This is a genomic window from Apolloniradiicaulis salifontis (assembly GCF_053756655.1).
The window spans coordinates 2,576,253-2,598,208 of record NZ_CM132387.1; the positions used below are offsets into that span (position 1 = coordinate 2,576,253).

The following is a 21,956-nucleotide window of genomic DNA, read 5'->3' on the forward strand; positions in this document are numbered from 1 at the left end:
GTAGGTGGGAGGGGCGCTTCGCAGCCGCCTCTATTTAACTTGTCAGCACCCGGCACGCAGACTTCCTGTTCGGCACTCCCAGATTCCCTGATAGCTGGTGAAAATTCCCTGCGTGAATGCGTAGGGAATTTTAGATTAAGTCATTGATACATAATTCTCTATAAGCCTGCCGATCAACCAGGATAGGGTCGTTTTCGTTGGAAAACCCTGTTTATTGGCCCAAAGCAGGGTAAAGGGACCGCGCCAATACCGCGACTGAGACTTCGCCGGATTTGGGCCCGGAATGCTCGTTCTGGAGAGGTCTCGGTTCCGTCTACGGTTTTCCAACCGGCTGAAAGTACGCAGGTATTCCGCCCGTTCCGGGACAGAGACTGTCTATCGGGAAAATCCTGGCGGTGAGGGTGGGATTCGAACCCACGAGACGGTCTCCCGCCTACACACTTTCCAGGCGTGCGCCTTCGACCACTCGGCCACCTCACCTCAAGGCGGCGCAAACTAGCGAAAACCGGGGTCTGGTCAAGCATGGGCGGCGGCCCGCCGGGTTCCCTGCGCAGCGCGGCGTCCACCGATGGCGGACGGGGCCGCCGGGCCCGGAGAAAATCGGTGCGGCGCGTCTTGTTCGGGCTGCTCGGAGCGCCCACCTAGGAGCGAACCAAAGCGCCGTCCGGCCCTGAGACGAGGACCTGCCATGTTCGACGTGAACAAAATTCTCCACGCCCTTCAAAACGATCCTGGCGCCCAGCGCACGGCCATGGCCGGCGGCGGCGGGTTCGCGGCTGGGCTCGCCACCTCCATGCTGATGGGCGGCAAAGGTCGCAAGATGATGGGCAAGGCCGCCAAATATGGCGCCGTCGCGGCGCTGGGCGGGCTCGCCTATCACGCCTGGCAGAACCGCAGCAAGGCCGACGGGGCGCCGGCTTCCGGCGCGCAGGCGGCGTCTGGATCGGTTCCCGCTTTAGAGGATCAGTCCGGCGGCTACGCCGCGGCGCCGGCCTCCAGCGCCTTCCTGCCCGCCCCGAGCGATGAAGCGGCCCAGGACGCGCTGGGCAAGGCGCTGGTGCGCGCCATGATCGCGGCGGCGAAATCCGACGGCAAGATTGATTCCGAGGAGAAGGACGCGATCTTCGCGCGTCTGAACACCATGGATCTCGACAGCGACTCCAAGGCCTTCGTGTTTGACGAGCTGTCGGCGCCACTGGACATCAACGCGGTGATCGCTCCGGCGACAACGCCTGAGATCGCCGCCGAAATCTACGCGGCGAGCCTTGTGGCCATCGAAGCCGACACGCCGGCCGAGCGGGCCTATCTTCAGATGCTCGCCGCACGTCTGGAGCTGGAGCCGGGGCTGGTGGAGGAGATCCACCGCACCGCCGACGCGGCGTAGGCCCCGGCCCTAGGTGTTCAGTCCAGGGCGGCGTCGAGGCTGATCTGGGCCTTCAGCAGCTTGGAGACGGGACAGCCGGTCTTTGCGGCGTCCGCGGCCTTCTGAAAGTCGTGATCGTTCATGTCACTGATGCGGGCGCGAACCTTCAGGTCCACGGCGGTGATTTCAAACCCGCCCACGACCTCGTCCAGATGCACGTCGGCCTGGGTGCGGATTTCATCGGCGACGACACCCTGCTCGCCAAGGATCATCGACAGAGCCATGGAATAGCAGCCGGCGTGGGCTGCGCCGATCAGCTCTTCCGGGTTGGTGCCGGGCTCGTCCTCAAAGCGGGTCTTGAAGCCGTATCTGGTGTCCTTCAGGACGCCCGAGCCGGTGGTGAGCGCGCCCTTGCCGGTCTTCAGATCGCCGTTCCAGACGGCGTGGCCGATACGTTTCATGGTCGAATCTCTTTGATTGCTTGCAAAAGCTCAACGATGTCGACGATGGAGGTGTTCCGTGCAGCGCCAGGGCGACGCTCAGCACCGAATGCGCTTGCGCCGGTGATCTCAGACTAAAGCTCTCCAGCAAATTCGCCACGCGCCGCCGCCCGGGCGCGAAGCAGCTCCGCCAGCGCCGCCGACGGCGCGGTGAGGCGCAGGCCCGGCGCGATGATCAGGTGATAGCCCGCCGCCACGCTCCAGTCCCCGTCCGGGAAGACCGGAACCAGGCGGCCGGTGCGGATCTGCTCGAAGGCCAGGGCTTTTCGCGCCAGCACGACGCCGCGCCCCGCCTCGGCCAGAGCCAGCGCCATGGCGGGACCGGAGGCGCGCACCGCCGGGCGATTATCAAGGCCATAGCCGCCGCGCGCCGCCAGCCAGCCCGCCCAGCTGCCCGGCGCCGAGGCGTCCTCGATGAGCGCGGCGCCCTCCAGGCGATCGAGACCCGCCCCCTCGCCAAGCGCGCCCGGCGCAGCCAGCGGCGCCAGGGTTTCGCCCATGAGCGGCTCCGCGCCCGCCGCCTCGAACCGGCCATGGGCGTAAACCAGCGCCAGATCCGCCTCGCCGGTCCCGGCTTCGATGACGGTGAGCCGCACTGCGCGGTCCCAGCCTGCGAGGTCTTCGGCGAGCCAGGTGGCGGCCAGATCAGGGCTGGCGGCAAGCGTCACCGCATCCACGCTGTCCGCCTCGCGCAGGGCCGCGCTCGCCTCGCCCATGAGCTGGAAGGCGCGGCGCAGGGGCTCCACCGCCGCCGCGCCGCGGGCGGAGAGGACGAGGCGGCGCCCTTCGCGGTCAAAAAGCGACGATCCCACAAGCGCTTCCAGCTGGCGAACCTGCTGGCCTACGGCCGCCGGCGTGACGTTTAGCTCTTCGGCTGCGGCGGCGAATCCGCCAGTGCGGGCGGCGGCTTCAAAGGCGCGCAGGGCGTTCAGAGGCGGCAGAGCGGACATGGGCGGGCCTTTGACAAAGATTTTCTTTCTTATAAGCGCAAATATTCTGATTTGTAAAAAGCTTTACTGACGACGATTGTCTCGGCTTCTCAGTCGTGAAGGTCGTCTCCATGGATCAGTTCATGCCCGCCATTCCCCTCGCCGGGGCGCGCATCGTCGTCATCGGCGCAGGCGAGGCCGCGCTTAACAAGCTGCGTCTGTTTCGCACCGCGCCGTGCGAGCTGGTCTGGTGCACGCTGGGCGAAGCTATTGAAACGCCGAATGATCTAAAGCCCGGCACGTTGATCCACACCGGCGCGAAAGCCGATGCGCAGCTCAAAGGGGCGCGCCTTGTGTTCATCGGGGTGGAGGACAAGCGCCTCGCCCGGCGCTATGTGCGCAAGGCCAAGCGGGCCGGCGCGCTGGTCAATGTGGTTGATGATCTGCCCCTGTGCGACTTCTACACCCCCGCCCTCATCGATCGCGGATCGGTGACAGTGGCCTTCTCCACCGGGGGCTCGGCGCCTGTGCTGGCAAGGGATCTGAGGAGTGCGCTGGAAAGCGTGGTGCCGCCGGGGATCGGGCGTCTGGCCGATGCGGCGGCGTCCCTGCGCGATGCGGTGAAGGAGCGTTTCCCGACGGTGGATACGCGCCGGCGGTTCTGGGAGCGGGCCTTGCGGGGGCAAGCGGCCCGCCGGGCGGACGCCGGCGACGGTCAGGGCGCGCGCGACGCCATCGCCGCCGCGCTTCGTGGAAACCAGCCGGACAGTCCTGGGATCGTTCATCTTGTGGGCGCCGGGCCCGGCGATCCCGAGCTTCTGACGGTGAAAGCCGCGCGCCTGATCCGCGACGCCGAGGTGATCGTCCATGACCGGCTGGTGTCGCCGGAGATCATCGACCGCGCCCGCCGCGACGCGATCCGCATCGATGTGGGCAAGACGGCCGGCCATCATCCGGTGTCCCAGGCCCGCATCTGCGAAATCCTGATCGAGCAGGCCAGGCTTGGCCGCCGCGTCGTGCGTCTTAAAGGCGGCGACAGCTTCATCTTCGGCCGCGGCGGCGAAGAAGCCGAAGCGGTGCGCGCCGCCGGTATCGAGGTTCAGGTCACGCCCGGCGTCTCCGCTGCGCTGGCCGCCGGCGCCAACGCCCAGATCCCGCTCACCCATCGCGACGCCGCCCAGGCGGTGACGTTCGTGACGGGCCGGCCGAAAACCGGCGGTCCGGCGCTGGACTATGACGCGCTGGCCGCCGTCACCCACACGCTGGTGGTCTATATGGGCGTCGCCACGGCGGCGACCCTGTCGCGCCGGCTGATCGAGGCGGGCCGGCCGGCAGCGACCCCGGTGGCCATCGTGGAAAACGCCAGCCTTGCGGTGGAGCGCACGGTGTTCACGACGCTGGACGATCTCGCCGGCGCCCTCGCCCGGGAGCAGATCGCCGGACCGGCGGCCATCGTCATCGGCGAGGTGGTCACCCACGCGCCCGGCGCCCTGGCCGCCCTCTCCGCGCGCGCCGAGCTGGAGGCCGCGGCATGAAGGCCCTCACCGCCAACCGCCTCACCGACGGCAAGGTCGTCTATCGCACCGCCGACGGGCTCTGGAGCGTCGATCCCGGCAGGGCCGAACGCTTGACCGGCGACGCCGAGGAGGCGGCCCTGAGCGCCGCCTCCCGCGACAGCCTCACCGTGGTGGGTCCCTATCTGATGGAGATCGAGGCTGGCGAGGGGTTCACCCCCGGCGGGCGCAAGCATGTGCGCGAGACGATCCGGCTTTCCGGGCCCACCACCGGCTCCACGAAACTCCTGCCGGGAACGCGCCATGTATCAGTATGACGTCATCGACCGCGAGCTGGTGAACGCGCGCACGGCCGAGTTTCGCGAGCAGGTGAGCGCGCGGCTTTCCGGCGCCCTCACCGAAGACGAGTTCAAGCCGCTGCGCCTGATGAACGGGGTGTATCTGCAGCTGCACGCCTACATGCTGCGCGTGGCGATCCCCTATGGCGTGCTGTCGTCAGATCAGCTGCGCATGCTGGCGCGGGTCGCGCGCGAATATGACAAGGGCTACGGCCATTTCACCACGCGCCAGAACATCCAGTATAACTGGCCGGCGCTGGTGGACATCCCTGAGATCCTGGACCTTCTGGCGGGCGTGGAGATGCACGCGATCCAGACCTCGGGCAATACGATCCGAAACACCACGACAGACCCGTTCGCCGGCGCCGCACAGGACGAGATCGCCGATCCGCGCCCCTGGTGCGAGCTGATCCGGCAATGGTCGACCTTCCATCCCGAATTCACCTGGCTGCCGCGCAAGTTCAAGATCGCCGTCACCGGCTCGCCCGCCGACCGGGCCGCCATCGGCGTCCACGATATCGGGCTGAAGCTGGTGCAGGACGAGGCCGGCGCCACAGGCTTTGAAGTGCATGTGGGCGGCGGGCAGGGCCGCACGCCGCGCATCGCCGCAAAGATCCGCGACTATCTGCCGGCGCGCGAGCTGTTGGCCTATCTCACCGCGATTTTGCGCGTCTATAATCTCGCCGGACGGCGGGACAATCTTTACAAGGCGCGCATCAAGATCCTGGTGGAGGATATGGGCCCGGAGACCTTCGCCGCCGAGGTCGAAAAAACCTATGAGGCGATCCGCGGCCGTGATCTCGCCGTGCCGGCTGAAGAGATCGAGCGGGTCTCAAGCTTCTTCACCCCGCCCGCGCCGGGCCGTGCCCTTATCGACGCCCCTGCCGATCCCGCCTTCGCCCGCTGGCGGCGGGTGAACGTGAAGCCGCACAAGGTCCACGGCCGCGCCGTCGTGGTGATCGCGCTCAAAGCCTATGGCCAGGCCCCGGGCGATGCGAGCGCGGCGCAGATGGAGCTGATCGCCGATCTCGCCGAGCGCCATGGCGAGACCGAGATCCGGGTCACCAAGGAGCAGAATCTGGTCCTGCCCCATGTGGAGGAAGCGGCGCTGCCGGTCCTCTTCGAGGCGCTGAAAGACGCCGGGCTCGCCACCGCCAATGCGGGCCGCGCCAGCGACATCGTCGCCTGCCCGGGGCTTGATTACTGCAATCTCGCCAACGCCCGCTCCATCCCCATCGCGCAAGCCATCTCCATGGGTCTTGAAGACGCCGGTCTCGATGAGGCCGCCGGCGAGGTCACGGTGAAAATCTCCGGCTGCATCAATGCCTGCGGCCATCACCATGTGGCCGAGATCGGGCTTCTGGGCGTCGATAAGAAGGGTGAGGAGGTCTACCAGCTCACCCTTGGCGGGGTCGCCGACGGCGAGGCCGCCATCGGCAAGATCCTCGGCCCCGGCCTGTCCGCCGACGACGCGGTGAGCGCCGTGATCGCCTGCGTGCGCGTCTTCGCCGACCACGGCGCAGACGGCGAGCGCTTTTCCCAAACCCTCGCCCGTATCGGGACCGACCCGTTCAAGGAGGCCGTCTATGGCGCTTGATTCCGCCCGTCAGATCGCGCGCACCGCTCTGGAGCTGCCCGCCGACATCGCGCCCGCCGAAGCGTTCGCAGCGGCCGCCCACGCCGACCGCATCGATGTGCGGTTCGCCACCTTCAAGGACGGGCGCGGCTTCTCGCTCGCCGCGATGCTCCGCCAGAATGGATATGAGGGCGGGCTTCGCGCGGTGGGACATCTTTTGCCCGACCAGAAGGACGCGCTGCTGCGCTCCGGCTTTGATACGGTTCAGGCCGATGATCAGAGCGCGCCCGCACGCTGGGCCCGAGACGGCGCAGCCCATACCTATCAGCCCGATCCCGGTGCGCCGCAGGGCCGCCACACCGCCCTGCACCGGCGCGCCCTCTCCGCGCGCAAGGCCCGCGCCGAGGCGCTCGCGCAGGAGCTGGAAGGCGCGGATCCTGAAACCATTCTGACGCGCGCTCTGGAAGTCTATGCCGGGCGCATCGCGCTTCTGTCGAGCTTTGGCGCCGAGGCGGCCCTGGGCCTGCACCTCATCGCCGGCGCCGATCCTGAAACGCCGGTCCTGTTTCTGGAGACCCAGCGCCATTTCGCCCAGACCCTGACCTACAAGGACAAGCTTGTTGCGGCGCTGGGCCTGAAGGATGTGCGGGTGCTGGAGCCTGACGCCGGCGAGGCCGCGCAAGAGGATAGCGACGGCAAGCTCTATGAGCGCGACGGTCAGGCCTGCTGCGCGCTTCGAAAGGTGCGCCCGCTGGCGCGCGGCCTTGAGGATTTCGACGCGGTGATCACCGGCCGCAAGCGCTATCACGGCGGCGCGCGCGGCGCCCTTCGGGCCGTCGAGTTCGACGGCGAGCGGGTGAAGATCAATCCGCTGGCCTTCCTGTCGCCGGAGGACGTCACCGCGCGCTTCAAGGCGCTGGATCTGCCGAGCCATCCCTTGACCGAGGCCGGCTACGCCTCCATCGGGTGCTGGCCCTGCACCGTGCCGGCGTCGCAGCCCGGATCCCGCGACGGGCGCTGGGCCGGCGAGGACCGCGAGGAATGCGGCATTTTCGATCCGGCGAAGAGCGCCCGCGCCGAGCGCGCTGGATCGGTCCGCCTGATCTGATAGACAGCACGCATGTCCGTCATCGACCTCATCGGAAACACGCCCCTGATCAAGCTGGAGGTCGCCTCGCGCGCCACCGGATGCGAGATCTACGGCAAGGCGGAATTCCTCAATCCGGGCGGCTCGGTGAAGGACCGTACGGCGCTGGGCCTGGTGCGCGCGGCGATCGCCGACGGCTCGCTGAAACCCGGCGGGACCATCGTGGAGGGCACGGCGGGAAACACCGGCGTCGGCCTGGCGCTGGTGGCCGGGGCTTTGGGCTTCAAGACGCTCATCGTCATGCCGCGCGGGCAGAGCCCGGCCAAGCGCGAGGCGCTGAACGCCGCCGGCGCGCGGGTGGTGGAGGTGGATCCCGCCCCCTATTCGAGCGAGCATCATTTCGTCCATGTCTCGCGACGGCTCAGCCAGTCCATCCCCGGCGCGGTATGGGCGAACCAGTTCGACAACCCGGCCAATAAGGCGTTTCACGCCGCGACCACCGGCGCGGAAATCCTGCAGCAGACCGGCGGCCGGATCGACGGCTTCATCTGCGCCGCGGGCACCGGCGGCTCGCTGGCCGGCGTCTCTCAGGCGCTGCGCGCGGCCAGGCCCGATATAAAGATCGGCCTGGCCGATCCCTCCGGCGGCGCGCTCTATTCCTGGTTCACCGCCGGGGTTCTGGAATCCGGCGCCGGCTCGATCACCGAAGGCATCGGGGTGGGCCGTATCACCGGCCAGCTTGAAGGGCTCAGTGTCGATTACGCCTACCGGATCGAGGACTCAGAGTTTCTACCCATCCTGTTTGATCTCATCGAACAGGAAGGCCTGTCTCTGGGCGGATCGGCGGGGGTGAACATCGCCGGGGCCCTGCGGCTGGCGAAAGATCTGGGGCCGGGCAAGACGATCGTCACGCTCCTGTGCGACACCGGCGCGCGCTATGCCGGACGATTGTTCAATCCCGACTACCTGAAAGCCCGCGGCCTGCCCGTCCCGCCCTGGAGCGAGGACGCGCCCGCCCTCGCCTCCCACGCTGAATAAGAAGGTCAGGCCATGCTTGATAGTCCCGACACCTCTATGCCGGATGTCATCGACGAAGGCGCATTCTTCTCCTGCCGTGTCAGCGAGGTTCAGCACTATACCGAGACGCTGTTCCGGTTTCGCACCGCGCGCCCCGGCACGCTGAGATTCCGGCCCGGCGAGTTTTTGATGATAGCCCTGCCGGGCGAGAAAAAGCCGGTGCTGCGCGCCTATTCGGTGGCGAGTCCGAGCTGGGACGAGACGCTGGAGTTTTACTCCATCAAGGTGGAGGGCGGCGCGCTCACCTCGCGCCTGCGTCATATCAAGCCCGGCGACCGGGTCCTGGTGGGCCGAAAGCCGGTGGGCACGCTGGTGACCGATGCGCTGAAACCCGGCAAGCGGCTCTACATGCTCTCCACCGGCACCGGCGCCGCGCCGTTCGCCAGCCTCATCCGTGAGCCATCCGTCTACGAACAGTTCGACGAGGTGATCTTCACCCATACCTGCCGCACCGCCGCCGAACTCGCCTATACGCGGGAGCTGGTGGAGCAGGTCAGATCCGATCCGCTGGTGGGCGAGTTCGCCGCTGAAAATCTCATCTATTTCAAATCGGTGACCCGCGAAGAGGGACCGCGCACGGGCCGCATCACCACGCTCATCGAGACCGGCGCCCTGGCCGAAGCGATCGGGCGCCCGCTCCTGAACCCGGCAGAGGACCGGGTGATGATCTGCGGCTCCATGGCGATGCTGGCCGAGCTCAAAACCATGCTGGAAGCGCGCGGCTTTGAAGAGGGATCCAACGCCAAGCCCGGCGATTTCGTCGTGGAGAAGGCCTTCGCCGGCGACGGCGTGTGAGGCAGAGCCGGCGCCCCTATTAAGGGGGAGGAATCGGTGTGCGCCGGAGCGCAACTCCCTCCCCCTCGCGGGGAGGGTGGCCGCGCCGCAGGCGCGGTCGGGTGGGGGGAGGTTCCGCACGAAAGACGGACCGACGAGGCTCCCACACCCCCACCGCCCCGCGCGTGCCGCGCGGCGCACCTCCCCCGTGAAGGGGGAGGAGTAGCGAAGGGGCGCTCTGAGCAGAGAAGCCAACCACCCGCCATATACTTTCGCCGGCGGGCCCGGTATCAGCTCGGCCCATGACCCTCACCCTCTTCGCCGTCTGTCCGCCCGGCCTTGAAACCCTCCTCGCCGCCGAACTGACCGAGCGCGGCTTTGCCGGCGTGACTCCGCAGGCGGGCGGCGCGGCGTTCAGCGGCGGCTGGCCGGACGTGTGGCGGGCCTGCCTTGAGCTGCGTGGCGCGGTGCGCGTGCTGGTGCAGCTGGCCGAGTTTCGCGTCGTGCATCTCTCTCAGCTGGACAAGAAATCGCGCCAGGTGAACTGGGCCGGCGCGCTGAAGCCCGGTACGCCGGTGCGCGTGGAGGCGAGCTGCCGCCGCTCGAAAATCTACCATGACGGCGCCGCGGCCCAGCGCGTGGAGACCGCCCTTGCAGCCGCCGGCATGGTGCTGGACCGGGAGGCAGGGCTCACCATCCGTGTGCGGATTGATGACAATGTCTGCACGATCAGCCTCGACGCGGCCGGCGAGCCCTTGTTCAAGCGCGGCCACAAGCAGGCGGTGATGAAGGCGCCCCTCCGCGAAACTCTCGCCGCACTGTTCCTGCGCGCCTGCGCCTATGACGGCGTGGAGCCTGTGCTCGATCCCATGTGCGGATCGGGAACCTTCATCATCGAAGCCGCCGAGATCGCAGCCGGCCTGCAGGCCGGGCGCGCCCGCGGCTTTGCGTTTGAAGCGCTGGAAACCTTCGATGCGGAGCGCTTCGCGGCGCTGAAAAAAGAAGGCGGCGCGGCGCCCGCCTGGCGCGGCTTCGGGTTTGACCGGGACACGGCCGCGATCAAGGCCGCCGGGGACAACGCCGAGCGCGCCGGCGTCTCCGGCTTCATGCATTTTGAAGCGCGCCCGGTCGCCGAGCTGGAGCGTCCCTCAGGGCCGCCCGGGCTGGTGATCGTCAACCCGCCCTATGGCGCGCGGATCGGCGATCCGGCGGCGCTGCGCTCGCTCTATTCCACGCTGGGCCGGCGACTGAAAGCCTCGTTTGAGGGCTGGCGCGTGGGACTCGTCACGTCGGACGCGACCCTCGCCAAAGCCACCCGCCTGCCCTTCGAGGCGCCCGGCCCGGTGGTGGATCATGGCGGGCTGAAAATCCGGCTGTGGACGACGAAGGCGCTTTAGCCGCTGGACGCCTCGCTGAGCGCCGCGATGCGGCCCTGGCGCTTGAACAGGCCGCGCTCGCAAGTGGTGTAGGCGCGCTCCACATTCATCAGCTGACCCTCGGACGCCTGGCCGCTCATCACAGCGTAGACGCCAAAGTCCGGATGGTACCAGACCCGCGTCGCCCAGCCGGTTTCGTTCGCGCCTTCAACCAGATAGGCCCGGCGCGTGCGGCCGCAGAAATTACGCTCGGTTTCGGCCACGATCCTGAAATCATATCCCGCCGCCTGCCAGCCGCCGGACGGCGGATCGCCCTCGTCCGGGAAAGAAAACACGAACGGCCACTGCATGCAGGCATAGCCGCGCCGCTCACACGACACGATGGCTTCGGTGCGTCCAAAATCGATGAACACGCCCTGGTCCGGCGCCACGAAAAGATCGCCGTAAGGATCAGACAGGCTGGTGAGACGGTAGACCGGATGGCGCTCTTCGCCGATCTCGATCCTGTCCGGCGCGCGGCCTTCAGGCGCGCAAGCGGTGAGCGCAAAGACCGCCCCCGCCGCAATCGCTGATCTGAGCCGCGCCCGCAACGCCATCTCCGCCATCCCCTCGCCGCCTGCCCCCCTTGAAACCGGGCGCCGCGATGTGTGCGGACTAGCCCTGCTCCTCCGGCATGCGCACGATCAGGCCGTCCAGCGCGCCGGAAACCTTAATCTGGCATGAAAGACGCGAATTGTCCCGCACGTCCGAGGCGAAATCGAGCATGCTCTCCTCCATGGAGGAGCGCTCGCCGGTTTTCGCCGTCCAGGCCTCATCCACAAAGACATGGCAGGTGGCGCAGGCGCACGCGCCGCCGCAATCGGCATCGATGCCCGGCACCATGTTGCGGACGGCGCCCTCCATGACGGTCATGCCGTCCTCCACGTCGACGCGGTGTTCGGTTCCGTCATGTTCGATATAGGTGATCTTCGCCATGGGCTCGCTTGCTCTGCTCAACGCGGGACTATCCGGGCGCTTTGGCGCGCCGGTTCGCAGGCGTATTTAGGACAGGAAGTCCTTCATCGCCACACTCTGATCACGAAGCCTCTCCGGATCGGGCCGCGCGCCGGCGGCGATCATGCGCTGGGCGGCCATGAATTCGGGCGCGCAGTTCACCGCCTCGCAGGCGATGAGCGCGCCATCCCTCAGGTGAAACAGTGCAAACCGTCCCTCTTCGGGATCGCCGCGGCGCACCATTGTGTCGGCGCCCTCGATCAGCCCGGCGATCTGCAGTTTCAGCTCATACTGGTCCGACCAGAACCAGGGCACCGGATCATAGGGCTCGCCCTCGCCCAGGATCGACCGCGCGGCGGCCTTGGCCTGTTCGATGGCGTTGTGGACGCTCTCAAGGCGCACGCTGGCGCCATAGCGCGGCAGGGTGAAGCGGGCGACATCGCCCACCGCATAGATGTGCGGATCGGATGTGCGTGCGTGCGCGTCCACCTCGATCCCGTCGCTCACGGCCAGGCCCGCCGCTTCAGCCAGCGCCACATTGGGGGTGAGCCCGGCGGCGATAAGCACCAGATCAGCCTCGATCGCCTCCTCGCCGACCGCGACGCCGGTGACGCGGGTTTCGCCCAGGATGCGATCGACCGCCGCGCCCACGCGCAGATCCACGCCATAGCCGCGATGGATGGCGCCGAACCAGCCCGACAGGAGCGGGCTCGCCGTGCGCGACATGGGCCGGTCGGCCGCCTCCAGCACCACGACCTCCTTGCCGCGCTTGCGAGACGAGGCCGCCACCTCAAGTCCGATATAGCCCGCCCCGATGATCACCAGCGTTTTCGCCTGCTCCAGCGCCGCCGACAGCGCGTCGGCCTCCGCCAGCGTGCGCAGGACATGGACGCCCTCAAGCCCGGCGCCGGGGATGGGCGGGCGGCGCGCCTCACCGCCGGTGGCGAGAATCAGATCGTCATAGCCGAGGCGCGCACCGTCCTCGCAGATCACCTCGCCGCTTGCGCGGTCGATGGCGTGCGCGCGCACGCCGGTGCGTAGATCGATCCCGGCCTTGGCGTAGAACGCCTCCGGCTTCAGCCAGAGCCGGTCCAGCGGCATCTCGCCGGAGAGATAGGTCTTCGACAGAGGCGGACGCTGATAGGGAAGCGCATCCTCACCGGCCAGCAGGGTCACCGGCCCAGCGTATTTGCGCTTTCTCAGCTCGGCCGCGGCGGAGAGCCCCGCCTGGCCGCCCCCGATGATCACAATACCCTTGGCCAAGCGCCGCTGCTCCTTCGTCATTCCTGTGTGGCGTCCATGGCGCCGCGCCCGCCCGGTTTAGTCAAGCATGCGAGGCTGCGAACAGGGCTGTGGATGAGCCACGCGGCGCGCTTGTAAGCGGCGCGGCCCCGTCCTAGACCAGACGCCATGGGCAGGCTGGCTTTAACGCTTCCAGGCACGGCTGCGGCGGCGCGCTTCGGCGCCCGTCTGGCGGCGGCGTTGAAGGTGGGCGACGCGGTCTTGCTGTTCGGTGAGCTGGGCGCGGGCAAGACCACGCTGGCGCGCGCCGTCATCGAGGCGCTCACCGGCGAGACCGACGCGCCCAGCCCCACCTTCACCCTGGTGCAGAGCTATGAGACCGGCGCCGGCTTTTTATTGCTGCACGCCGATCTTTACCGGCTGACCGATGAGGGCGAGCTTGACGAGCTGGGCCTGGATGAGGCGCTGGACCATGGCGCGGCGCTCATCGAATGGCCCGACCGGGCGCCGGGCTGGCGGCCGCCGGACAGGCTGGAGATCCAGCTCGATGAAACAGAAGACGGCGGACGGCGCGCGCGCCTGACCGCCTTCGGGGCCTGGGAGGACCGGCTTGGCCAACTCGCCGACTGAGCGTGACAGAGCGCGCGCCGATTTCATCGCCGCCTGCGGCCTTGCCGGGGCGCGCCTGGAGCCGTTTCCCGGCGACGCCTCGACGCGGCGCTATGCGCGCCTGCACCGCGGCGACGGGACGACCGCTCTGGTGATGGACGCGCCCGGCGGCTCTGAAGCGCCCGCCTGCCCCGCCGACGCCTCGCCGCAGGACCGCGCAAAGCTTGGCTACAATGCTCTGGCGCGCCTGGCCGGCAACAACACCGCCGCCTTCGCCGCCATCGCCCAGGCGCTCACCGCGCGGGGCTTTTCAGCGCCGAAGATTTTCGAGGCCGACGTGCCGGCGGGCTTTTTGCTGCTGGAAGATCTCGGCGATGACCTGTTCGCCCGCGCGATCCCCGCCCGCGCCCATGAAGGCACGCTCTACGCCCACGCGGTGGAGACGCTCGCGGCCATCCAGCGATCCTCCATCGAGCGCACGCCGCAGGCTTTCGGTCATTCGTGGACGATCCAGGACTATGACGCGACCGCGCTGCTCACCGAGGCTGATCTGTTCCTGGACTGGTACGTGGTGCGTCGCTGCGGCGTGGCGGTGACGCCCGAGCTGCGCGCCGACTGGCATGGCGCCTGGGGCGAGGTCCTGCCGGCGCTCACCGCCCATGCGCCGGGCCTGAACCTTCGCGATTATCACGCCGAAAACCTGATCTGGCTGCCTGAGCGAGAGGCCGAGGCGCGGGTCGGCTTGCTGGACTTTCAGGACGCACTGTTCGGCCATCCCGCCTATGATCTGGTCTCGCTTCTGGAAGACGCCCGCCGCGACGTGCCGGCCGATCTGCACCGGCCGCTGGCCGACCGGTTCTTCTACAAGGCGATGCTTTCGAACCGCGCCGCCTTCGACGCCGCCTACGCCGTGCTCGCCGCCCAGCGCAACGCCAAGATTTTAGGGATTTTCGTGCGCCTGGTGGAGCGCGACGGCAAGCCCCGCTACGCTGACTTCATGCCGCGCGTGGCGCGCCATTTCGTCAGGGACATCGCCAACCCCGCGCTCGCCCCGGTTCAGAGGATTGTGCGCGAGATCGCCCCCGGCGTGTTCAAGGAGGCCGGACTTTGAAAATCACCACAGCCATGGCCATGGCCGCCGGGCGAGGCACGCGTATGCGCCCGCTTACGGACTCCTGCTGCAAGGCCATGGTGGAGGTGTGCGGCAAATCCCTCATCGACTGGATGCTGGACAAGTTCGAAGACGCCGGGGTGACGCGCGCGGTGGTCAATGTCCATCATTACGCCGACGCGCTGGAAGCCCATATCAAGGACCGCAAAAGTCCGAAGATCGCCATTTCCGATGAACGCGACATGCTGCTGGAGACTGGCGGCGGGCTGGTGAAAGCCGCGCCGCTGCTGGGAGCCGATCCGGTGTTCGTGGCCAATTCAGACTCGGTCTGGGTCGATGAAGGCGAGATGGCCGAGCTGTCGCGCCTGGCCGCCGCGTTCGATCCGGAGACCATGGATTTTCTGCTGCTGCTGGCCCCGCTCGAACGCCAGCTGGGTTATTCCGGCGACGGTGATTTCCTGCTCCACGAAGACGGCCGGATCGAGCGGCGCGGCGACCATGACAGCGCGCCCTTCGCCTATGCCGGCGTGCAGGTGATGCATCCGCGCGTGCTGCAGGGCGAACCCGAAGAAATCTTCTCCACCAACCGGCTCTGGGACAAGGCGCTGGCGTCATCGCGCGTCTTCGGCCTTCCCATGGACAGCTACTGGATGCATGTGGGCGATCCGGACGCCCGCGACGAGGCGGAGAATCGGCTAGGCTGCAGGTCATGACGCTGTTTGACGGCCCGGCTCCGCGCCTTTTCACCATCCCGCCCTCTTCCGGGTTCGTGGACGCTCTGGCGCGCGGGCTTCACGCGGCGTTTCCCGATCCTGAAAGCTTGAGCGCGGTCACCGTGCTTCTGCCCACACGCCGGGCCGGGCGGGCGCTCGCAGACGCCTTCACCCGCCTTGAGGACGCGCCCGGCGCGGCGCTCCTGCCCATGATCCGGCCCATCGGCGATGTGGACGCGGACGATCCGCCGTTTGAACCCGGCGAGCTCGCCGGCGCCGCGCCTGAGGCGATCTCCATCGGGCGGCGCCGGTTTGAGCTGGCGCACCTGATCCTGGCGCGCGAGAGCGCGTCGGGCCGCTCCATGGGCGCCGGCGGGGCGCTGGCGCTGGCAGATGATCTGGCGCGGCTCCTTGATGACCTCGCCACTGAAGAAGTGGACGATCTCTCCGCCCTCACCGCCGACGTGCGCGCCAATCTGCCGGCCCATATGGGCGAGGCGGCGATGTTTCTGGACATCGTGATGGAGGCCTGGCCGGCAAGGCTGGCCGAGCTTGGCCACGTGGACCCCGCCGAGCGGCGCTCGCGGCTTCTGCGCGCACTGGCCCGGCGGTGGACCGAGCAGCCGCCGGACGCGCCGGTCATCGCCGCCGGCTCCACCGGATCGATCCCGGCGGCGGCCGATCTTCTGAACGTGGTCGCCCGCCTGCCGCGGGGTGCGGTGGTGCTGCCCGGCTTCCAGTCGGACATGGATGCCCGCGCCTGGGAGGCTGTCGACGATTCCCATCCGCAACGCGCCATGAAGACCCTGATCGAGACCATGGAGATCGCGCGAGAAGACGTGGCGGTCTGGCCCGGCGCCGGCGAAGGCGAGGATGAGGCGCGGCGCGTTCGCGTCATCGCAGAAGCCCTTCGCCCGGCTGAAGCCACCTCCGACTGGCTGGCGCGGGTGGAGGACCTGAAAGAGGGCTGGGGCCCAGACGTGTTCGAGCGCGCGCTGAACGGGCTTTCGGTGATTGAGGCGCCCACGCCCGGCGAAGAGGCGCGCGCCATCGCCTTGGCCTTGCGTGAAACCCTGGAGACGCCGGGCGCGCGCGCCGTGCTGGTGACGCCCGACCGGGCGCTGGCCCGCCGGGTGAGCGTTGAGATGAACCGGTTTGAAATCACGCTGGACGACAGCGCCGGCACGCCGCTCTCCGACACCGCGCCGGGCGCCTTTCTGATGCGGGTGCTCGACTGCGCGCTGGCCCCGGGTTCGGCGCTGGCGTTTACGGCGCTGGCCAATTCACCGCTGCTGGCGCTGGGCCGGGATCGGGCGCGTTTGAAGCCGGAAATCGGCGCCCTGGAGCGCGCGGCCCTGCGCGGGCGCCGGCCCGGCCTCACGCCTCAGTCCATCGCCGATCTCATTCGCGGCCATGAGCGCCTGAAGGACGAGGAGAAAGAGCGCTGGGCCGCGATCGCGGACGCCTTCGCCGATGCGCTTGCGCCGCTCTACGCGCTCACCGGCGAGCACCGCGCCAAGGACTGGGCGCGGGCGCTGGCGATCTCGGCCGAGGCGCTGGCGGCCACCGACGCGCAGCCCGGCGCCGACCGGGTCTGGGCGGGCGATTATGGCGAGGCCGCCGCCGGCCTGGTGCGCGAATTTCTTACCGAGGCCGAAGCCCTGCCGCCGCTGTCCTTGCGCGATTTCGCCCGCGCGTTGCTGGAGACGGCGCGCGCGCGGCTGGTGCGCCCCACCTATGGCGCCCATCCGCGCTTGCAGATTCTTGGGCCGCTGGAGGCCCGGCTGGTCAACGCCGAGCGGGTGATCCTGGGCGGGCTGAACGAGGGCGTCTGGCCGGCCTCACCCAAAGCCGATCCATTTCTGTCACGCGGCATGCGCAAGGCCGCAGGGCTCGCCGCGCCGGAACAGCGCTTCGGGCTCGCCGCCCATGACTTTGCGCAACTGGCCGCCACACGCGACGTGATCCTGACGCGCGCCAGCAAGCAGGACGGCGCGCCCACCGTCGCCTCGCGCTGGCTGTGGCGGCTGCAGACCCTGGCGCGCGGCGCGCTGGGCGAGGCTGAGGCCGACGCCCGGCTGTCGCCGCCGCTGGACTATCTCGCCCTGGCCCGCGCCCTGGACGATCCCGGCGAGCAGCGCTCTTCGATCCAGGCGCCCGAACCCGCACCGCCGGTGGAGGCGCGTCCGCGCCAGCTTTCAGTGACGAAGATCGAGACCTGGATCCGCGATCCCTATGCGATCTTCGCCCGCAACATACTGCACCTGAAAAAGCTTGATGATCTCGATCGCGAGCCCGGCCCGGCTGAGCGCGGCAAGGCCTATCACGCGGCGATCGAGCGGTGGACGCGCTCGCTGCCCGACACCGACACCCTGCCGCGCGACGCGCTGGAGCGCCTTAAGCGCCTCGGCCGTGAGCAGCTGGAGGCCGCAGGCTTTCCAGAAGCGCGCCTGGGCGTGGAGATGCCCCGCTTTGCGCGCATGGCGGCCTTCCTTCTGGACTGGGAGTCCAATCGCCGCCGTCTGGGCTTTCGCCCGGTGGCCATCGAGAGCGATGGAGAGATGGTGCTGGACATGCCCGCCGGCCCGTTCACCCTCACCGGCCGGGCCGACCGCATCGATCTGCGCCCGGACGGGGCGCTGGACATCATCGACTACAAGACCGGACGCGCGGCCACCAAGAAGGAGGTCGCCGCGGGCTTCGCGCCCCAGCTTCCCCTCACCGCGGCCATGGCGGCGCGCGGCGGGTTTGACGATTGCCCCAGCCATGAGCCGGGCGATCTCATCTATGTGCGCGTCTCCGGCGGCAAATCGCCCGGCGAGGAAGTCTCGGTGGTGAAGAAGCCGGGCACTGAAGAACCCTCTGATCTCGCAGAAGACGCTCGCGACGAGCTCGCCCGCTGGATCGAAATCTTCGACGACCCGCAGCGCACCTATCTCAGCCAGCCGCGGGCCAAATACACCAATCAATGGGGCGATTACGACCATCTCGCCCGGCGCAAGGAATGGGCGAGCGCGGCTGAAGACGGCGGCGAGCCCGCAGGCGGATCATGACGAAACCCGGCTTTGATCCCGCCATCGTGGAGAGCGCCAGCGCCGCCCAGCGCGACGCCGCCGATCCGGCCAGCACCGTGTTTGTCGAGGCCAACGCCGGCTCGGGCAAGACCCGCGTCCTGGTGGACCGGGTGGCGCGCCTGCTCTTGGCCGGGGCGGAGCCGGAGCGGATCCTCTGCGTCACCTTCACCAAGGCCGCCGCGGGCGAGATGCAGACCCGCCTGTTCAAGAAGCTGGGAGGCTGGTCGACCCTGTCCGACGACGTGCTGTCGAAAAAGCTCGACGAGCTCTCCGGCGGCGGCGTGCGGCCCGATCTGGCGCAGGCGCGGCGCCTGTTCGCGCGCGCTTTGGAGACGCCTGGCGGGCTGAAGATCCAGACCCTGCACGCGTTCTGTGAAAGCCTTTTGCGCCGCTTCCCGCTGGAGGCCGGCCTGCCGCCGGGCTTTGAGGTTCAGGACGACGCCGCCGGCGCGGCGCTGAAATCCGAGGCGCTGGATGCGGTCACCAGGGCGGCGCTGCAGGACCCCGCCGGTGAGAGCGCGCGAGCGATCGCGAGCCTGCTGGCCGGCTGCGGGCCGGACGCGCTGAACACGCTGACCGCCTTCGCCGCCAACAAGCGCCACCGGCTGGAGGCGCTGCTGGACGAGGCGGGCTCGGCCGAGGCGCTCATGGACCGGGCGAGCCTGGCGCTGGGCGTGGAGCCGGAAACCGACGAAGCCCATGCCCTTGAGGTGGTCTGGGCGGAAACCGAGACCGACGATCTGGAAGCGGCCTTGAGCGCGCTGCAGTCTGGATCAGGCGCCACCTGCGAGAACAGCGCGGCGGAGTTGCACGAGGTGCTTGGCGTCGGCGTCGACGATCCAGCCATGGCCGCCCGGCTCTATATCGACTGGATCACCACCGCCAAGGGCGAGCTGAAAAAGCCCGGCTCGATCTTCACCAAGAAGCTCGGCGAGACCTATCGCATCCTGGTGACGCTCTATGGCGAGGACGGCTCGGAGCGCCATCGCATCGCTGACGAGGCGATTCCCTTCGTGGCCGCGGGCAAGGCCAATGAGGTGAGCCGCGCGGCCCTGCATCTGGCCTCGCGATTCCTTGAGGAATACGGCGCGCGCCTGAGACGGCGCCGGGTGCTGGACTTCTCCGATCTGGTGGACCGCGCCCGCGCGCTCCTCACCGACAGCGAGGCGCGGGTGTGGGCGCTCTACAAGCTCGATCAGGGGCTGGAGCACGTGCTGGTGGATGAGGCCCAGGACACCGCGCCGGAGCAATGGTCGGTGATCAACGCCGTCACCGAAGAGTTCTTCGCCGGCGAGGGCGCGCGCGAAGCTGTGCAGGGAGCACTGGCCCGCTCGGTGTTCTGCGTCGGCGATGAGAAGCAGTCGATCTACTCGTTCCAGAACGCCGACCCAAAAGAATTCCTCGCCCAACGCAAGCGGCTGCAGGCCGAGGCCGCCGGCGCCGGGCTCATCTTCCGCTCGCCGCCGCTGGACGTGTCCTTTCGCTCCACCCGCGAAGTGCTCGAAGCGGTGGACCGCGCCTTCACTGCGGAAGCAACCGCGCTATCGGCGCCGGAAACCAAGGACGCCGCGCTGGCGCTGGAGACCAAGCTTCTCATGGCCGATCCGGAAACGGAGACGGCGCGCGATTCCCTGGCCTTCCACCGCTATGAGGGCCACCGCGCGGCGCGCGCGAACATGCCCGGCTGCGTAGAGGTCTGGCCGGCCGTGCCCAAGCCCGACATGCCCGACGATGAAGAGCTGGAGCTGCGCCCGGTGGACGCGGAACGCAAGGACAGCGCCCGCAATCAACTCGCCGAGGCCGTAGCGAGCGAGATCGCGGCGGTCCTGGAGCGCGGCGACGCGGTTTGGGAGGAAGAGCCGAGCTGGGTTCAAAGGCCCGCAACCCCCGGCGACATCCTGGTGCTGGTGCGCCGGCGCGGCGGGCTTTTCGAAGAGATCATACGGCGGCTAAAGCTGAAGCGCGTGCCGGTGGCGGGCGCCGACCGGATGACCCTGCCCGACCAGCTGGTGGTGGAGGATCTCCTGTCGCTGGCCAAATTCGCGCTGCTGCCCGAAGACGATTTGTCCCTGGCCGAAGTGCTGAAAAGCCCGTTCTTTCAGCCCATGGGCACGCCTGCGCCGATCATCGGCGACGACGCGCTGTTTGATCTGTCCAGGCGCCCTGGCCGGCGCCTGTGGGAAAAGCTGCGCGGGTTTGAAGACCCCCGCTTCACCGAGGCGCGCGCCGCGCTGGAGGCGGCCCGTGCGCGCGTCGACGCCGATGCGCCCTACGCATTTTTCGCCCGCTTTTTAAACCAGGCGTCCAGCAGCGGCGAAAGCCGCCTCGCCCGGCTCTACGCGCGCCTGGGCGAAGAGGCCCGCGATCCGGCGGAAGAATTCCTCTCCCGAGCCCTCGCCCATGAGCGCGACGGCGCGCCGTCGCTTTCGCGCTTCGTCGCCGAGATGAGCGTGGACGCCGCCGAGGTGAAGCGCGAGATGGAGGCCGGGCGCGGCGAAGTGCGGGTGATGACGGTGCACGGCGCCAAGGGTCTTGAAGCGCCCATCGTCTTCCTGCCGGACACCACGCAGATCCCGAAAGACCGCTCTGGCGGGCTGCATTTCCACGCCGCTTCGGGCCTGGTCTGGGCGCCGGATTCCTCCAATCTTCCAAGACTTGTACAAAGCCTGAAGGACACAGCCCAGCTCGCCGCCGACGGCGAGTATCAGCGCCTTTTGTATGTGGCGATGACGCGGGCGCGCGACCGCCTTGTCGTGTGCGGCCACACCCACGGAAACGGCGGCAAAATCGATGAGGGCAGCTGGCTCGACCGCTGCGAACGGGCGTTTCAGGGCGAGGGCTGGCGCGAGGTCCGCACGACGCTGGACGCGGTCGCCGAAGAAAACGGCTGGGAGGCCCCGCCGGGCCGGCGCTTTGGTCCTGATCCCGCCCCGCTGGGCCGCGCGGGCGGGCTGACCCGCCCGGCGCCGGACCTTCCCGACTGGGCGACCCGCGCCCCAGGACCGGAGCCGGCTGCGCCGCGCGCCGCCGCGCCGTCGCGCCTTCTGGGCGAGGAAGAGAGTGGGTTTGAGCCGGCGTCGCTGTCGCCGCTGGCCAAGGGGGGCGAGCAGCGCTTCCGGCGCGGCGGACTGATCCACAAGCTGCTGCAGACCCTGCCCGATCTGGCGCCGGAGCGCCGGGCGGACTCAGCGATGAAGTATCTCGCCGCCCAGAAAGACCTGAGCGAGGCCCAGCGCGGCGAGATTGCAGCGGAAACCCTGCGTGTGCTGAACGATCCGGAGTTCGCGGCTCTGTTCGCGCCCGGCTCGCGCGCTGAAGCCGCCGTGTCGGGCCGTGCGCCGGGTCTGCCGGACAATATGGTGGTGAACGGCCAGATCGACCGGCTGGTGGTCACCGATCACGAGGTTCTGATCGTGGACTACAAGACCAACCGCCCGCCGCCGGAAGCGGTTGAAGACGTGCCCGACGCTTATTTCGCGCAGATGGCGGCCTATCGCGCGCTGTTGCAGGCGCTGCATCCGGGAAAACCGGTGCGCTGCGCGCTGCTGTGGACCGACGCGCCGCGGCTCATGGCTTTGCCTGAAGCGCGCCTTGACGATGTCTTGAAGCGCGCCCGGGCGCGGTCAAGCGGCGCATCATCGCTTGACCGGGGCGCGCCGCGTTCTTAGGTCTTCAGCTAT

The 21,956-nt window shown here is 68.6% G+C and carries 18 protein-coding genes and 1 tRNA gene; 13 read left to right on the plus strand and 6 right to left on the minus strand.

Features of this window, described 5'->3' with window-relative positions:
* Positions 1 to 390 precede the first annotated feature (390 nt).
* Positions 391 to 480 (minus strand) — tRNA-Ser (locus ACWCOP_RS12310).
* A 208-nt stretch (positions 481 to 688) separates the two neighbouring features.
* Here ACWCOP_RS12310 and ACWCOP_RS12315 point away from each other — a divergent pair.
* Positions 689 to 1,384, plus strand: coding sequence for a tellurite resistance TerB family protein (locus ACWCOP_RS12315; RefSeq protein WP_478248584.1), 696 nt, complete (start codon positions 689 to 691; stop codon positions 1,382 to 1,384).
* Between the two features lie 17 nt (positions 1,385 to 1,401).
* Here the strand turns inward: ACWCOP_RS12315 and ACWCOP_RS12320 are convergent, their stop codons facing one another.
* The gene (locus ACWCOP_RS12320; protein ID WP_478248585.1) at positions 1,402 to 1,824 is read right to left on the minus strand and encodes an OsmC family protein; all 423 of its coding nucleotides are present in this window, start codon (positions 1,822 to 1,824) and stop codon (positions 1,402 to 1,404) included.
* 113 nt (positions 1,825 to 1,937) lie between these two features.
* The gene (locus ACWCOP_RS12325) at positions 1,938 to 2,813 is read right to left on the minus strand and encodes a LysR family transcriptional regulator (protein ID WP_478248586.1); all 876 of its coding nucleotides are present in this window, start codon (positions 2,811 to 2,813) and stop codon (positions 1,938 to 1,940) included.
* A gap of 122 nt (positions 2,814 to 2,935) precedes the next feature.
* On the opposite strand from ACWCOP_RS12325, the gene cysG reads away from it, so the two are divergent.
* The 7 genes from cysG to ACWCOP_RS12360 all read left to right on the plus strand — a co-directional run bounded on the left by cysG (position 2,936) and on the right by ACWCOP_RS12360 (position 10,555).
* Positions 2,936 to 4,327, plus strand: a complete 1,392-nt coding sequence (cysG, locus tag ACWCOP_RS12330) for a siroheme synthase CysG (RefSeq protein ID WP_478248587.1) — start codon at positions 2,936 to 2,938, stop codon at positions 4,325 to 4,327.
* Positions 4,324 to 4,623 (plus strand): DUF2849 domain-containing protein, encoded by a 300-nt coding sequence (locus ACWCOP_RS12335; protein ID WP_478248588.1) that lies wholly within the window; start codon positions 4,324 to 4,326, stop codon positions 4,621 to 4,623. Before cysG ends, ACWCOP_RS12335 begins: the two co-directional genes overlap by 4 nt.
* Positions 4,610 to 6,241, plus strand: a complete 1,632-nt coding sequence (locus ACWCOP_RS12340; protein ID WP_478248589.1) for a nitrite/sulfite reductase — start codon at positions 4,610 to 4,612, stop codon at positions 6,239 to 6,241. Before ACWCOP_RS12335 ends, ACWCOP_RS12340 begins: the two co-directional genes overlap by 14 nt.
* A complete protein-coding gene (locus ACWCOP_RS12345) occupies positions 6,231 to 7,328 on the plus strand; it encodes a phosphoadenylyl-sulfate reductase (RefSeq protein WP_478248590.1) in 1,098 nt (365 codons plus the stop codon). The genes ACWCOP_RS12340 and ACWCOP_RS12345 overlap by 11 nt, the downstream gene beginning before the upstream one ends.
* Before the next feature lie 12 nt (positions 7,329 to 7,340).
* Positions 7,341 to 8,345, plus strand: coding sequence for a cysteine synthase A (locus tag ACWCOP_RS12350; RefSeq protein ID WP_478248591.1), 1,005 nt, complete (start codon positions 7,341 to 7,343; stop codon positions 8,343 to 8,345).
* A 12-nt stretch (positions 8,346 to 8,357) separates the two neighbouring features.
* On the plus strand, positions 8,358 to 9,179 hold the full coding sequence (locus ACWCOP_RS12355) for a ferredoxin--NADP reductase (protein ID WP_478248592.1): 822 nt from the start codon (positions 8,358 to 8,360) through the stop codon (positions 9,177 to 9,179).
* 281 nt (positions 9,180 to 9,460) lie between these two features.
* Positions 9,461 to 10,555 carry a THUMP domain-containing class I SAM-dependent RNA methyltransferase gene (locus tag ACWCOP_RS12360; protein WP_478248593.1) on the plus strand — a complete coding sequence of 365 codons (1,095 nt, stop codon included), beginning with the start codon at positions 9,461 to 9,463 and terminating at the stop codon, positions 10,553 to 10,555.
* Here the strand turns inward: ACWCOP_RS12360 and ACWCOP_RS12365 are convergent.
* The 3 genes from ACWCOP_RS12365 to ACWCOP_RS12375 all read right to left on the minus strand — a co-directional run bounded on the left by ACWCOP_RS12365 (position 10,552) and on the right by ACWCOP_RS12375 (position 12,790).
* On the minus strand, positions 10,552 to 11,139 hold the full coding sequence (locus tag ACWCOP_RS12365; RefSeq protein ID WP_478248594.1) for a hypothetical protein: 588 nt from the start codon (positions 11,137 to 11,139) through the stop codon (positions 10,552 to 10,554). The genes ACWCOP_RS12360 and ACWCOP_RS12365 overlap by 4 nt on opposite strands.
* A 49-nt stretch (positions 11,140 to 11,188) precedes the next feature.
* Positions 11,189 to 11,509: a 2Fe-2S iron-sulfur cluster-binding protein gene (locus tag ACWCOP_RS12370; protein ID WP_478248595.1), complete on the minus strand. Its 321-nt coding sequence runs from the start codon at positions 11,507 to 11,509 to the stop codon at positions 11,189 to 11,191.
* Positions 11,510 to 11,575: 66 nt separating this feature from the next.
* On the minus strand, positions 11,576 to 12,790 hold the full coding sequence (locus tag ACWCOP_RS12375) for an NAD(P)/FAD-dependent oxidoreductase (RefSeq protein ID WP_478248596.1): 1,215 nt from the start codon (positions 12,788 to 12,790) through the stop codon (positions 11,576 to 11,578).
* Between the two features lie 147 nt (positions 12,791 to 12,937).
* Here ACWCOP_RS12375 and tsaE point away from each other — a divergent pair, with 147 nt between their 5' ends.
* From tsaE to ACWCOP_RS12400, 5 genes are read left to right on the plus strand one after another with little or no spacing between them, the layout of a single operon-like run.
* Entirely contained in the window at positions 12,938 to 13,399 is a 462-nt protein-coding gene (tsaE, locus tag ACWCOP_RS12380; RefSeq protein WP_478248597.1) for a tRNA (adenosine(37)-N6)-threonylcarbamoyltransferase complex ATPase subunit type 1 TsaE, read from the plus strand.
* The gene (locus ACWCOP_RS12385) at positions 13,380 to 14,489 is read left to right on the plus strand and encodes an aminoglycoside phosphotransferase family protein (protein ID WP_478248598.1); all 1,110 of its coding nucleotides are present in this window, start codon (positions 13,380 to 13,382) and stop codon (positions 14,487 to 14,489) included. Before tsaE ends, ACWCOP_RS12385 begins: the two co-directional genes overlap by 20 nt.
* Complete coding sequence (locus tag ACWCOP_RS12390) at positions 14,486 to 15,202, plus strand: nucleotidyltransferase family protein (protein WP_478248599.1); 717 nt, start codon at positions 14,486 to 14,488, stop codon at positions 15,200 to 15,202. Before ACWCOP_RS12385 ends, ACWCOP_RS12390 begins: the two co-directional genes overlap by 4 nt.
* Complete coding sequence (addB, locus tag ACWCOP_RS12395; RefSeq protein ID WP_478248600.1) at positions 15,199 to 18,255, plus strand: double-strand break repair protein AddB; 3,057 nt, start codon at positions 15,199 to 15,201, stop codon at positions 18,253 to 18,255. Before ACWCOP_RS12390 ends, addB begins: the two co-directional genes overlap by 4 nt.
* Complete coding sequence (locus ACWCOP_RS12400; RefSeq protein WP_478248601.1) at positions 18,252 to 21,944, plus strand: UvrD-helicase domain-containing protein; 3,693 nt, start codon at positions 18,252 to 18,254, stop codon at positions 21,942 to 21,944. Before addB ends, ACWCOP_RS12400 begins: the two co-directional genes overlap by 4 nt.
* Positions 21,945 to 21,956: the final 12 nt, after the last annotated feature.